The organism is Burkholderia sp. AU33423 (assembly GCF_002223135.1).
Classification (GTDB): Bacteria; Pseudomonadota; Gammaproteobacteria; order Burkholderiales; family Burkholderiaceae; genus Burkholderia; species Burkholderia lata_D.
In genome coordinates, this window is sequence record NZ_NKFH01000010.1 from 374,659 (window position 1) to 387,605 (window position 12,947).

Consider the following 12,947-nt stretch of genomic DNA (forward strand, 5'->3'; position numbering starts at 1 on the left):
GTCGATGCTTGCGTGACGATGGGCATCCATTCCGCTTGAGGGGCTTGCAGTCCGTCAGAAAGAGCGAGCCCGTCGGCGATGCACGAAGGCTTCTGGCCTCCGGCTGGCGGTCGACAGCGGGGCCGTTGAAGGCAAAAAAAGCCACGAGGGCTTCACAGCCTTCGCGGGTGGTGTTCTTTCAGGCGGAGGGCGCCGGGTTTCGGCGCCAGCACGGATCGGCAGCCGTCATCGAGCCATCGGCGTGCGAAATCGGACGTGTCCCGGATGAACGTGTTCAGCGTCGAGATGTTCACGCTGCCGTTGTTGCCGGACGTGACGTCGTGCCGGGGTGTGGCGGCTTGAGGCGTCCGTCAATACGCCGCCGCGCTGCCACCCTGATCGGTGACGATCGCCACCCCCGAGCTCGTGCCGAGCCGCGTCGCGCCGGCCTCGATCATCGCCAGCGCGGCCGCGCGGTCGCGCACGCCGCCCGATGCCTTCACGCCGAGCACGGGGCCGACCATGCGGCGCATCAGCGCGACATCCGCGAGCGTCGCGCCGCCGTGGCCGAACCCGGTCGACGTCTTCACGAACGCGACGCCGAGATCGCGGCACATCTCGCACACGCGTACCTTCTCGTCGTCGGTCAGCAGCCCCGTTTCGAGGATCACCTTGAGCGGCACCGCGCCGCACGCCTGGTGCACGGCGTCGATGTCGGCTTTCACGTCGTCGGCGCGGCCGCTCTTCAGCGCGCCGATGTTGATCACCATGTCGATCTCGCCGGCGCCCGCCGCGATCGCGGCGGTGGCTTCAAATGCCTTGGCGGCCGACAGCCCGGCGCCGAGCGGAAAGCCGACCACCGCGCACACGAGCACGCCGGTATCGGCCAGCTCGCGCGCGGCGAGCGGCACGTTCGCCGAATTCACGCAGACCGAGTAAAAGCGATGCTCGGCCGCCTGGCGGCAGAGTTCGCGGATCTGCGCGTCGCTTGCGTCGGGCGCGAGTAGCGTGTGATCGATGGTTTGAGCGAGTTGGGCGTTGGAAAGCGGCATGTTTCAGGACTCCACGGATCGTGCGCCGGAAGGGCACACGTAAAGTTGATGTTTTCACATCGGTTTGTTACAAATACGACATTCCGGCCGGGCCCGCGCGCCCGGCACGACAAGCTACGGACGCGACGGGTACGCAGGATACTGGCATGGAAACGAAGAAAGGCGAACGGATCAAGACACTGATGAACGTGCTGCAAGGGCAGAACGCGATTCATCTGAAGGAAGTCGCCGAGCTGTTCGGCGTATCCGAAATGACGATCCGCCGCGATCTCGCGGACAATCCGCACGGCCTCAGCCTGATCGGCGGCTACGTGACGCGCCACTTCGCCGCGCAGCGCAGCGACATCGGCGAGTACGTGGTCAGCGCCGAGAACAACCGGCAGACCGAGGAGAAGCGCCGCATCGGCAAGCTGGCCGCGCAGTTCGTGACGACCGGCGACACGATCTTCGTCGACTGCGGCTCGACCACGCCGTTCATCGTCGACTTCATTCCGGACGACCTCGAATTCACCGCCGTCTGCAATTCGCTGAACGTGTTCGCGAAGCTGCAGCAGAAGCCGCACTGCAGCGTGATCCTGTGCGGCGGCGCGTACCACCGCAAGAACATGGTGTTCGAATCGGTGGCCGAGACGGGCATCCTCGACACGGTGCGCGTGTCGAAGGCGTTCATCTCCGCGGCCGGCGTGAGCGACCGCTGCGGCGTGACCTGCTTCAACTTCCACGAAGTCGACGCGAAGAAGAAGGTAATGGAACGCGCGCAGAACCGCTTCCTGCTCGTCGACCACACGAAGTTCGACGAAGTGCGCGCGGCCTATTTCGCCGAGCTGACCGACTTCAACTACGTGATCTCGGACGGGCAACTGAGCCGCCGCTACGAAACGGCGATCCGCGAACACGGGATCGCGCTCGTGACCTGACGCCGCGCGGCCGCGCATCGCTTCACGCATGGCGGGCTTCCGCCGCGCTCAGGTAGCCGGTGACGACGTCGAAGCGGCGCGTCGCCCCCGGCGCGAGCGCCGCCACATGGCCCTTGCGGCGTTCGGCTTCATACCCCTCCGGCTCGCAGGTCGACGGCAGCACGAACGCAGCGACCTGCTGGTCCGCGTTGTGCAGGATCCAGCGCGTCGCGTGCGGGAATTGCCCGGGGCGGTACGCGGTGTGGAAGGCGCCGCCATCCGGGTGCTCGAGCAGGAAATGCGCGACGCCGCTTGCATCCGTTGCCACGTCGTTCATGAAGAACACGATCTCCGGGTCGTACAGCGCGGGCGCATCGAGCGTGTGAAGCCGTTCCGGTGCGTGCGCGAGCGTGGCCGTGTAGTCGCGCCACGCGGCGGTCGGCTTGACGTGCGCGGGCACGCTGTCGCGCAGCCGCAATCCGCCTCGAGGCAACGCTTGCACGAAGCGGCCGCCCGGCACGTACGCATAGTTCAGGTGCGCCATGTACATCAGGTCCATCGGCGTGCCGCCGAGATTCGTGACGTCCATCGCGATCGTCATCTGCGCGTCGTGCTCGGCGAGCCGCACCGACGGGCGCGCCACGTAGTGGCTGCCGAATCCCTGCACGTATTCGTATTCGCCGGTCACTTCGACGAACGCGCCGCGCGCATCCGTGCCGACGATCAGGCTCGCGCGATCCATCGGCGCGCACGGCATCTCGCCGTGCAGCGCATGCGTGTCGTCCGGCCCCGGGCAGCCGTTGCGCAGCAGCCCGCTGTGGAACATGAAGCAGCCGTAGGTATCGATGATCGACGCCGCGCGCTTCGGCTGCCGGAACATGTGCTTCATCGTCAGGTCGCGGCCGTCGAACGCGGCGGCCCAGATCATCTGGCCGAGATACGGCAGCACGACAAGGTGGCCGCGGCGGTTCTCGAGCCTTAGCGCCTCGACGCCGGACGGATACGCGAACGCGGTGACGGTGAGCCCGTCGGTGCGGTACAGCGTGCGCGGCGTGTCGCGGAAGTCGTCGCGCCGCAGTTCGATTTCGCCTCGCATGCTCATGCTCCCGACGTGTTGCGCGTGGCGGCGTAGCGCGCGGGCGCGTTGCCGTCGGCGACTGCGTCGGGCGTCGCGGCCGGCAGGTGGCGCAGGCAGTAGAAGCCGTAGTAGACGATCACGACGAAGCACGCGAGCGGCACGACGAACGCGAGCTGCATGTTGCCGCCCGTGTGATCGGAGATCAGCCCCTGGATCAGCGGCACGACCGCGCCGCCGACGATGCTCATCACGAGGATCGAGCCGCCGTATTCGGTGTCCTTGCCGAGCCCGTCGATCGTGAGGCCGTAGATCGTCGGCCAGCACGGGCCGAGGAACACGCTCACTCCCACGGCCGCATAGACGGCCGTGATGTCGTGCACGCTGATCGTGTACGCGAGCAGCGCGATGCACAGGACGCCGTAGACGATCAGCACCTTGGCCGGGCCGACGCGCTTCATCACGAGCGTGGCGATCAGCTTGCCGACGAAGAATGCGAAGAACGTGGCGAGCAGGTAGTGCGACGCGCCGCGCTCGGTGAGGCCGCCGATCTGCATCGCGAGCCGGATCGTGAAGCTCCATACGCCGACCTGCGCGCCGACATACAGGAACTGCGCGACGACACCCGCGACGAAGCGCCGGTTGCCGAACAGGCGTGCGAGCGTGCCGCGCGCGTCGATCCGGTGCGTGGCCACGCTGGAGCCGTTGCCCTTGCAGGCCGGGTAGGGCGTGAGCGCGAACACGATGAACACGGCCACGAGCACGACGATCAGCCACTTGTACGGCTCGAGCGTGGCCTGGATCATCGCGAGCTGGTGCACGTGCGCGTCGGCCGCCGACATCGCGGCGAGCTGCGCATGCGACGCATCGCCTTCCTTGAAGATCAGGAAGCTGCCCATGTAGACGCCGGCCATCGCGCCGAACGGATAGAACGTCTGCGAGATGTTCAGCCGCCGCGTGCTGGTGTCGCGCGGGCCCATCAGCGTCGAATACGAGTTCGACGCGGTTTCGAGGAACGACAGGCCGGCCGCGATCACGAACAGCGCGACGAGGAACATCCCGTACTTCGCCATCGACGCGGCCGGGAAGAACAGCAGGCAGCCGGTCGTGTAGAGCAGCAGGCCGACGAGGATCGTCGTCTTGTAGCTGAACTTCTTCACGACGGTCGCGGCCGGAATCGCGAGGAAGAAGTAGCCGAGATAGAACGCGGACTGCACGAATGCCGATTCGAAATCGGACAGGAAGAACGACTTCTTGAATTGCGCGATCAGCACGTCGTTCAGGTTCGCGGCGGTGCCCCACAGCGCGAACAGGCAGCATAGCAGCGTGAACGCGAAGAGCGGCGTGCGGTTCAGGTAATAGCCGTCGGGGGTGTGTTCGATTGTGGCTCGGCCCATGGGTGTCTCCTTCCCAATTGTCTCGTCGATGAAGGCGCCGGTCAGCAGCCGGCGTCGCGGAGGAAGCGTTCGAACGTCGCGGTGTCGGCGTACGACTTCTGCGTGCCGAGGCCCGTGACCGAATGCGCGGCATACGCGGACGCGTAACGCATCGCGTCGAGTGCGTCGCGGGACGCGGCATAGCAGCGTGCGAAGCAGCCGATGTAGGCATCGCCGGCGCCCGTCGTGTCGCGCGCGTCGACCGGCACGCCCGGCACGTGCTGCACGCCGTCGCGCGATACCAGCAGCGAACCGTTGCTGCCGAGCGTGACGAGCACGTGCTTGAGCCCGCGCGCGACCAGCGCTTCGGCGGCGCGCGCTGCCGTGTCGCGCGAATCGACCGGCATGCCCGACACGATCGCGAGTTCCGTTTCGTTCGGCACGAAGAATTCGACGGTGCGGATCCGCTCGAAATCGAGATCGGCCACCGCGGGCGCGGGGTTCAGCAGCACCGGAATGCCGTGCCGCGCGCCGAATTCGATCGCGTGATAGACGGTGTCGAGCTCGATCTCGAGTTGCAGCACGATCAGCGCGCATTCGGCGAGCTGCGGCGCGGCCGCGTCGATGTCGGCCGGCGTCAGGTGGCGGTTCGCGCCCTTGACGATCAGGATGCTGTTGCTCGAATCGGGTTCGACGAAGATCGGCGCGACGCCGCTCGGCACGCCGGCGACCTTGCGCACGTGCGTGGTGTCGATGCCTTCGCGCGCGAAGTTGCGGATCGTGTTGTCGGCGAAGACGTCGTCGCCGACCTTCGTGACCATTACGACGCGCGCGCCGAGGCGGGCGGCCGCGACGGCCTGGTTCGCCCCCTTGCCGCCGCAGCCGAGCTCGAAGTTCGGTGCCTCGAGCGTTTCGCCCCGGGCGGGCATGCGTGCGACATAGGTCACGAGGTCGACCATGTTGCTGCCGATGACGGCGATTGTCTCCATCTGCGTCTCTTCCTTGGTATGGGTGCGCCGTGCGCGTGGGCGGCTGCGGCGTGCGACATACGATAATAAAATCACATAAAATGTGAGAATGCAATCATATGATGTTCGGAGGGTTACTTTTGGTCGGGGCGCGGCCGTGCCGGCATGGGCTATTGATGCCGCCTGATGCAAGCCCTGATCCGGCCGGGCAGCGCTTTCGGCGCAGTTCCGATGCGATCGCCCGGGCCGGGACGAAACCGCTCGACGAAACGCCGCTCAGCAAGCTAGGTGTTGCTCAATGGGTGCGGCGTGCAGGCATGAAGGCATCCGAACGGAGCGGAAGGGGGGCCTCACCCTGCTGGGCGGCGGCCTGACGTGAACGGCGGTGCACCGGCTTCGGCAGGGCCCGCGCGCGCGAATCCGGACGCGATGGCCACGCGAATGTACGGCACGTCGGCGACGATCCTCGACGCGTTCGATCCGACGCGCGGGTTTGCGCAGGCCGGCTCCCGACAACGGCGGCAGCGGTTCGGGAAGACGCCTTCGACTTCGGTTGCGTACGCGTTCGCGACGCGTGCGACGTGCGGACATCGTCGTCCGTCCGGGGAGTCCTCCGTTCCCGGCCTCCGCACCGCATCCGCATCCGCCGGGCTGCCCGTCTCCGGATTGCCGATCGGCGCCGCCAAGGAGGTTCAGGGGTTCGCAACCGCACGCCACGCTGACCGCCCGATTACCGTTTTGTCATCCACCCCGTTTCCGCTTGCACCGTGCAGTGCGCCGTCGCCGTTTCCCGGTAACATCGCCGCATGTCACCACGACCGCGACGGAACCGCCATGCGCATCCTGATAGTTGAAGACGAGCCGAAGACGGGCGCCTACCTGAAGAAGGGCCTCGAAGAATCGGGGTTCAGCGTCGATCTCGCGAAGGACGGCGCCGAAGGGCTGATGCTCGCGCAGGAAGAGCGCTACGACGTGATCGTGCTCGACGTGATGCTGCCGGTGCTCGACGGCTGGGGCGTGCTGAAGCGGCTGCGCGAGACTCATACGACGCCGGTGCTGTTCCTGACCGCGCGCGACGACGTGCAGGACCGCGTGCACGGCCTCGAGCTCGGCGCCGACGATTACCTGGTGAAGCCGTTCGCGTTCGTCGAGCTGCTCGCCCGCATCCGCACGCTCGCGCGGCGCGGGCCGCCGCGCGAAACCGAGCATCTCGCGGTTGGCGACCTCGAAATCGATGTCGTGCGCCGCCGCGTGAAGCGCGGCGCCACGCGGATCGACCTGACGCCGCGTGAATTCTCGCTGCTGCAGCTGCTCGCACGCCGGCAGGGCGAGGTGCTGAGCCGCACGCAGATCGCGTCCTACGTATGGGACATGAATTTCGACAGCGATACCAACGTCGTCGAAGTCGCGATCCGGCGCCTGCGCGCGAAGATCGACGACGCGTTCCCGGTGAAGCTGATCCACACGGTGCGCGGCGTCGGCTACGTGCTCGAACCGAAGGACGACGCATGACGCGGCCGCGCTCGCTTGCCGCGACGCTCGCACTCGCAATCGCCGCGACCATGCTGGCCGCGTTCGCGCTCGTCGGCGTGTACGTGTACGCGAGCCTCGAGCGGCAGGTCAATACGCAGGACGATCTCGACATCGTGCTCGCCGCGCGCCATACGCGCCGGCTCGCGGGCGAGCTCGAATCGCTCGACGCGGTGCGTGCGCATACGGAGCGGCTCACGAGCCAGGTGCTCGGCAACGAGGCGCTGTCGATGGTCGTCACCGATGCGCGGGGTGACGTGCTGGTGCACCACAACGTCACGCTCGCCGCGCTCGACGACGCGCGGGCGGCCGCGTCGGCGCCGCTGGCCGACGCGCAGCTGTTTGCGCCGAATGCGACGCCGATACCCGCGAACGACCGGATCACGGCCGACCAGCTCGTCACATGGATCGCGGCAGGCGGCACGCCGATGCGCGGCGTCGTGATCGAGGCCATGCTCGGCGACCGCACGCCGATTCACGTCGCGATCGCGCGCAACATGCGCGACCGGGCCGCGCTGCTCGACGGTTACCGCGACCGGCTCAAGCTTGCCGGCGGCCTCGGCGCGTTGTTCGCGTTGCTGCTCGGCTACGGGTTGATCCGCACGGCACTCAAGCCGCTGCGCGAGATCGTCGACAACACCGGCCGGATCACGGTCGACAAGCTCGACACGCGACTCGATGCGTCGCGCGCGCCGCGCGAGCTGCGGGCGCTCGTCGATGCGCAGAATGCGATGCTCGGCCGCCTGCAGCAGGCGTTCTCGCATCTGTCGCAATTCAGCGCCGATCTCGCGCACGACCTGCGGACGCCGCTGAACAACATGCGCGGCGCGACCGAGGTCGCGCTCGCACGGCCTCGGCCGACCGATGAATACCAGGCGCTGCTCGAATCGCATCTCGAGGAATACGATCGGCTTGCGCGGATGATCGACAACGTGCTGTTCCTCGCGCGCGCCGAGCATCCGAGCTTCGTCACGCGGCAGCGGGCGTTCGACGTGCGCGACGAACTCGAACGCATCGCCGGGTATTTCGAGGGGCTCGCCGACGAAGCGGGCTCGACGCTGCGCGTCGACGGGCAGGGGCAGCTGACCGCCGATGTCGAGCTGTTTCGCCGTGCGATCGGCAACCTGCTCGCGAACGCGCTGCGGTATACCCCGGCGGGCGGTGTCATCACGCTCGCCGTCGACGAAACGCCGGACGCGGTGCGCGTCGTCGTCGCGAATCCGGGCGAGCCGATCGATCCCGCGCTGCTGCCGCGGATCTTCGACCGGTTCGTGCGCGGCGACCCGGCGCGCAGCGGCGGTGCGCCGGGCGGCACGGCCGGGCTCGGCCTCGCGATCGTGCGGTCGGTGATGGAGCTGCACGGCGGCTCCGCCGGCGTCGAAAGCGACGCGGCCGGCACGCGTTTCATGCTCACGTTCAGCCGGACGTCGGCAGCGTGACGGCGGGTTCGGGCCGCGCGGCCACCGCGTGTTCCTACGTGCCGGTGTTCATTTCCGCGTCTGCGCTCGCCTGCCAGCCGCCAGCAACCCGGCCAGGCTGGGATGGCGGGCGCGTAGAACGCCACTTCGAAGCCTACCGGTTCGCAAGCGCTGGTCAGGTTCGATACAAAGATCGAGATGCTCCTTCTCGGGCATCACGCAAAACAAGGCTCGCCTCATGGCATGCTCACGCCGTGAACCCGCGACCAGTGCGTCAACGAGCACGCCCGAAACATGACGGCGCGCTCTTGCTCATTCAGCGGGGATGGATCGGCGCAGCGGCGCTGCAGCCGGGGTACGTCGAGCAAGCCGGCGATGCGGTCGGCGTCCGTAGCCAGTATTTCGCGGGTGTGCTGGCGCAATGCCTCGCCGTTGCCTTGATCCTTGGGTAAGGCCGACTTCCTGCGCAGGCGCACGGCTTCCGGCAATGCACCGCGCGACGCTTCACGCAGCATGGCTTTCTCCACGCCATCACGTAGCGCCAGCTCGGCCGGAATGGTGGCAGCCAGGTCCAGAACTTCGGTATCGCTGAAGGGGACGCGCGCTTCCAGTCCATGTGCCATGCCATGGATATCGCCGTTATGCAACAGCCGCTGCAACCAACGATGGCGCACCAGCCATTGCGTGGCGCGCAAACGTGAGGTGGGCGTATGCCAATCGTGTCCGGCTGCGATCGCGAGTTGGCGATAGACCTCGCCGTAGTGTTGCAACGGTTGCTCCAGCAAGCCGGGCCGTAGATAGGGATCGGCGGTCAAGCGTTGCAGGATATGGGTCGGATCGCGGGTGGCGTGCGGGTCGAGCAGAAAGTGATAACCGTAGTGCGTTTCATCGGCGGCATCGCCCACCAATACCGCCTTGAGGCGCGTGCTGGCGGCTCGCGCCAAGTAATGTTGCGCCAGCTCCTGTTCCCACGCAGGCAGTGCATCGTTTTGCGTGGCCAATTGCAGCAGATCCTGGGCGAGTGCGGAGCGCGTCGGTACGACGTCTTCGCGTGGCAGGCCCAATTCATTTGCGGCCTGTTCGGCGAAAGGTTGATCATCGGACGCCACGATCAGTGAACGCGTGTAGTCGTAGCGATGGTGATCTTCAAAGCGAATGGTGAAGCAGGGCGGTGTCGCGCCTGCCGCTCGCGCCAGGCCGCCTATCAGCGTGGAGTCGAGGCCACCGCTGAAAAATAGGCCGACCGGTGTATCGGCGATCAAGCTACGCTGGACAGCTGCGGACAGCCGCTCGCGCAGCGCGTGGGCGAGATCGTCCGCCCTGGCAGCTGGGTTTTCGGCAATCTCCGGCGCCCAGCGCGATAGCTGCAAGCCATCGCGATCCAGGCGCAGCAGATGCCCGGGCGGCAGGTAGGCCATGCCGTCGAACATCGGTTGCGCCACGCCGCTGAAGAACGGCGCCACCAGGTATTCAAGCACGGCGTCGAAATTTGCACGCGGCGGCTGCATCGCAGGCAGCAGTCCTTTGGCCTCCGAGGCAAACAGGAATTCCGCCCCCTGTTGCAGGTAAACGAACGGCTTGACGCCCAGCCGGTCGCGCGCGGCAAAGGCTCGTTGACGATGGGTGTCCCACACCAGGAACGCGAACATGCCGTTGAAGCGTCGAAGACACGCTTCGCCCCATACCGCATACGCGGCGAGCACCACCTCGGTATCGGTGTTCGTGCGGAACGACCAGCGCGCGCTCAGTTCGTGGCGAAGCTCAGCGTAGTTGTAGATCTCGCCGTTGTAGACCAGCACGTAACGATGGTCGGCACTGCACATCGGCTGCGCGCCATGCTCGGCGTCGAGTAAAGCCAAACGGTTGTGAGCAAGCACGGCGTGTTGGTCATGCCACAAGCCGCGGCCATCTGGTCCACGATGCCGTTGTCGCTCGCGCATGGCGAGCACCCGCTCGACCTGTGCGGGCGCTTGGCCGTCATGGCGAATCAGCCCAGCCAAGCCGCACATCAGACGGTCACGCCCAGTTGAACGGGGGCGAGCAACAGCGTGGTCCATCGCTGTTGCCGTTTGGAGTTTCTGCTAACAGTCGCCACAGATACTGCTAATGGGAACACTCGTGGTAGTGCTGTCAGCAAAGGCTGGGAGCGACGTTCTTTTCGTATCTGCACGCGTTGCGCTCATGAAAAAAATGGGGGATGTATGCGCGAAGATTTTGCTGATGCGCCTTCAAGAGCTTGCAATGTCAGATTTGGTTCATGAGCGGCGTAATGAGGAAAGCGACTCGTGACAAGAGCATCGCGCCAACGGCATGCCGTTGTTCAGTAGACTTGCCCCTGTATCTCCGGACACGCGCTAGAACGAACTCGTCAATGTTGCGAATCAGGTGTTCGACAGATGTTCGTAATGACGCCATCTGCGAAGACCTCGCCCTCCCACATCTGGATTTTTTTCCCGACTGCCAGAAGCGGGGCAACCAGGGCGAAGGACAGAAACGTTACGGGTACATCATGTTCGTGACCAGGTTCGAGAACTCGACCGTCTGTCAACCAGCGGCAATCGAAGTATTGGCCTTCGATGACCCGCGGGCAACCGAAGTGCATGCCCGGATTGATGAACACCGGCCCATTTCGGCCTCCTTCGGCCGTGGTTCTGAGACGGAGACGTAGTACCACATCAGGTTGCATCAGATTCCCTCTCGGGCCAAGGTTCGCCTGAACTCACGTAGAGAGCGATACTTCAACGCGCTATGCGGATGCTTCTCGTTGTCATGCTCGAACGCGATAGCGAGATTGCGCGCTGCACTCGCGGTGTCTGGCTTGGGCATGAAACCCACGTAATCGCGCTTCATTGTTTTCACGAGGCTCTCAACCGTACCGTTACTTTGCGGGCTGCACACGGGCGTGGTCAATGGCTTCAGACCGATATCCACGGCAAACCTGCGCGTTTCGTCGGCCGTGTAGCCGGAACCGTTGTCGCTCAACCACTCGATTTCAGCTGGCAACGGCAGAGACGGCCGACATCGAGGTGGCAGCATCGTAAGTGCAGCGCGAAAAGATTTTTGCGGGCGTAGCGCGCGGCACGCGTTCCTTGCAGGTTCAACCGGCCGCCGGCTGAGTGACGCCGGGTTCAGGCCGGACGGCCACCGCGTGTTCCTTCGCGCCGGTGTCTGAATCCGCGTCCGTGTCTGCACTCGCCTGCCAGCTGCCGCCCAACGCCTTCAGCAGCCCGACTTCGGCCTCGATCCGGCGCGCGTCGATCTGATCGGCCGTGCGCCGGTTCGTCAGCGCGATCGTCTGCGCGGTCACCACGTCCAGGTAGCTGACGGCGCCCGCGTTGAACCGGTTCGTCGTCAGCCGCAGCGACAGGTCGGCCGCGTCGGTCGCGCGCTGTTGGCTGCCGGCTTCGGACGCGAGCGCATCGAGCGCCGACAATTGATCCTCGACCTGCTGGAACGCGACGAGCACCGTCTGCCGGTAATCGGCGACCGCGCCGTCGTATTGCGCATGCGCGCCGCGCAGCGATGCGCTGCGGCGACCGCCGTCGAACAGCGTGCCGACGAGTTGCGGGCCGAGCGACCAGAACAGGCTCGGCGCGGTGAGCCACGGCGCGAAGAACGAACTTTCGAGGCCGGCGCTCGCCGACAGCACCAGATCGGGGAAGAACGCGGCGCGCGCCTCGCCGATCTGCGCGTTCGCGGCCGCGACCCGACGCTCGGCCGCCGCGATGTCGGGCCGACGCTCGAGCAGTTGCGACGGCACGCCGGGCGGGATGGCTGGCACGTGGAACGCCTGCACGTGCGGCGGCAGCGCGAACGTCGACGCGCTTTCGCCGACGAGCGTCGCGATCGCGTGCTGCAACTGCGCACGCGACGCGTCGATGTCGGTGTCCTGCGTGCGCGTCGCTTCGAGCTGCGTGTCGGCCTGCGCGACCGCCGACGCGTCGATCGCACCGGCCGCGAGTTGCTGCTTCAGCAGCGTCAGTGCGTCCGCGTACGCATGTACCGTGTCGTCGAGCAACTGCTTTTGCGTGTCGAGCGAGCGCAGCGCGAAATAGTCGGTCGCGAGTTCGGCCGTGACCGACAGCTTCACGGCCTGCAGGTCGGCCGCGCTCGCGGCGGCGTTCGCCTGCGCGCCCGCCACCGCATCGCGCACGCGGCCGAATACGTCGGGCTCCCAGCTCGCGGCCACGCCGGCCTGATAGTCGGGCGTGGTCTTGCCGGCCAGCGACGAGCCGAGCCGGTTCTGCGACACGCGTGCGCGGCTTTGCGCGGCGCCCGCGGTGATCGTCGGCAGGAACCCCGCATGCTGGTAGTCGACCATCGAGCGGGCCTGCTGCAAATCGGCGAGCGCTTTCTTGACGGTCTGGTTCGATACGTCGACGCGCGCTTCGAGCGCGTTCAGGTCGGCGTCGCCGAACACGGTCCACCACGCGCCGCGCGCGGCGGCGTCCGCGGGCATCGCGACGTGCCAGCCGGCTTGCGCAGCCGATGCGGTCGGTGCGCCCGCATAGTGCGCCGGGACGGCGACCGCGGGCGGTGAATACGGCGGCAGCGTCGTGCAGGCGGTCAATGCGGCCAGTGCCGCGGCGGCGCCGAGCGCGACGGCGCGGCGGGCGAAGGGAAGCGGATGAGCGAGGCGCATGGCAGATATCT

Annotated in this window: 10 protein-coding genes and 1 pseudogene; 3 read left to right on the forward strand and 8 right to left on the reverse strand. The window is 66.6% G+C overall.

Annotated elements, in window-relative coordinates; all coding sequences use genetic code 11:
• Positions 1-350: 350 nt before the first annotated feature.
• Positions 351-1,031 (reverse strand): deoxyribose-phosphate aldolase, encoded by a 681-nt coding sequence (gene deoC / locus CFB50_RS36960; protein WP_089449318.1) that lies wholly within the window; start codon positions 1,029-1,031, stop codon positions 351-353.
• Positions 1,032-1,177: 146 nt separating this feature from the next.
• On the opposite strand from deoC, the gene deoR reads away from it, so the two are divergent.
• The gene (gene deoR / locus CFB50_RS36965; RefSeq protein WP_089449319.1) at positions 1,178-1,948 is read left to right on the forward strand and encodes a DNA-binding transcriptional repressor DeoR; all 771 of its coding nucleotides are present in this window, start codon (positions 1,178-1,180) and stop codon (positions 1,946-1,948) included.
• Between the two features lie 22 nt (positions 1,949-1,970).
• Here the strand turns inward: deoR and CFB50_RS36970 are convergent, their stop codons facing one another.
• The 3 genes from CFB50_RS36970 to rbsK are packed head-to-tail and all read right to left on the reverse strand — an operon-like array spanning position 1,971 to position 5,367.
• On the reverse strand, positions 1,971-3,023 hold the full coding sequence (locus tag CFB50_RS36970) for an aldose 1-epimerase family protein (protein ID WP_089449320.1): 1,053 nt from the start codon (positions 3,021-3,023) through the stop codon (positions 1,971-1,973).
• A 2-nt stretch (positions 3,024-3,025) separates the two neighbouring features.
• Positions 3,026-4,399, reverse strand: coding sequence for an L-fucose:H+ symporter permease (gene fucP, locus CFB50_RS36975; RefSeq protein ID WP_089449321.1), 1,374 nt, complete (start codon positions 4,397-4,399; stop codon positions 3,026-3,028).
• 41 nt (positions 4,400-4,440) lie between these two features.
• Positions 4,441-5,367 carry a ribokinase gene (gene rbsK, locus CFB50_RS36980; protein WP_089449322.1) on the reverse strand — a complete coding sequence of 309 codons (927 nt, stop codon included), beginning with the start codon at positions 5,365-5,367 and terminating at the stop codon, positions 4,441-4,443.
• 813 nt (positions 5,368-6,180) lie between these two features.
• Between rbsK and CFB50_RS36985 the strand changes: the two genes are divergently transcribed.
• Complete coding sequence (locus CFB50_RS36985) at positions 6,181-6,858, forward strand: heavy metal response regulator transcription factor (protein WP_089437637.1); 678 nt, start codon at positions 6,181-6,183, stop codon at positions 6,856-6,858.
• Positions 6,855-8,315, forward strand: coding sequence for a heavy metal sensor histidine kinase (locus CFB50_RS36990; RefSeq protein WP_089449323.1), 1,461 nt, complete (start codon positions 6,855-6,857; stop codon positions 8,313-8,315). Before CFB50_RS36985 ends, CFB50_RS36990 begins: the two co-directional genes overlap by 4 nt.
• Positions 8,316-8,530: 215 nt before the next feature.
• Here the strand turns inward: CFB50_RS36990 and asnB are convergent, their stop codons facing one another.
• From asnB to CFB50_RS37010, 4 genes and pseudogenes are all read right to left on the reverse strand, one after another.
• Positions 8,531-10,303: an asparagine synthase (glutamine-hydrolyzing) gene (gene asnB / locus CFB50_RS36995; protein WP_256979434.1), complete on the reverse strand. Its 1,773-nt coding sequence runs from the start codon at positions 10,301-10,303 to the stop codon at positions 8,531-8,533.
• Between the two features lie 359 nt (positions 10,304-10,662).
• Positions 10,663-10,914, reverse strand: coding sequence for a hypothetical protein (locus CFB50_RS39780; RefSeq protein WP_174943863.1), 252 nt, complete (start codon positions 10,912-10,914; stop codon positions 10,663-10,665).
• Positions 10,915-10,979: 65 nt separating this feature from the next.
• A pseudogene (locus CFB50_RS37005) lies at positions 10,980-11,294 on the reverse strand (integrase core domain-containing protein); the annotation flags it as partial.
• A 97-nt stretch (positions 11,295-11,391) separates the two neighbouring features.
• A complete protein-coding gene (locus CFB50_RS37010; protein WP_089449326.1) occupies positions 11,392-12,936 on the reverse strand; it encodes an efflux transporter outer membrane subunit in 1,545 nt (514 codons plus the stop codon).
• Positions 12,937-12,947: the final 11 nt, after the last annotated feature.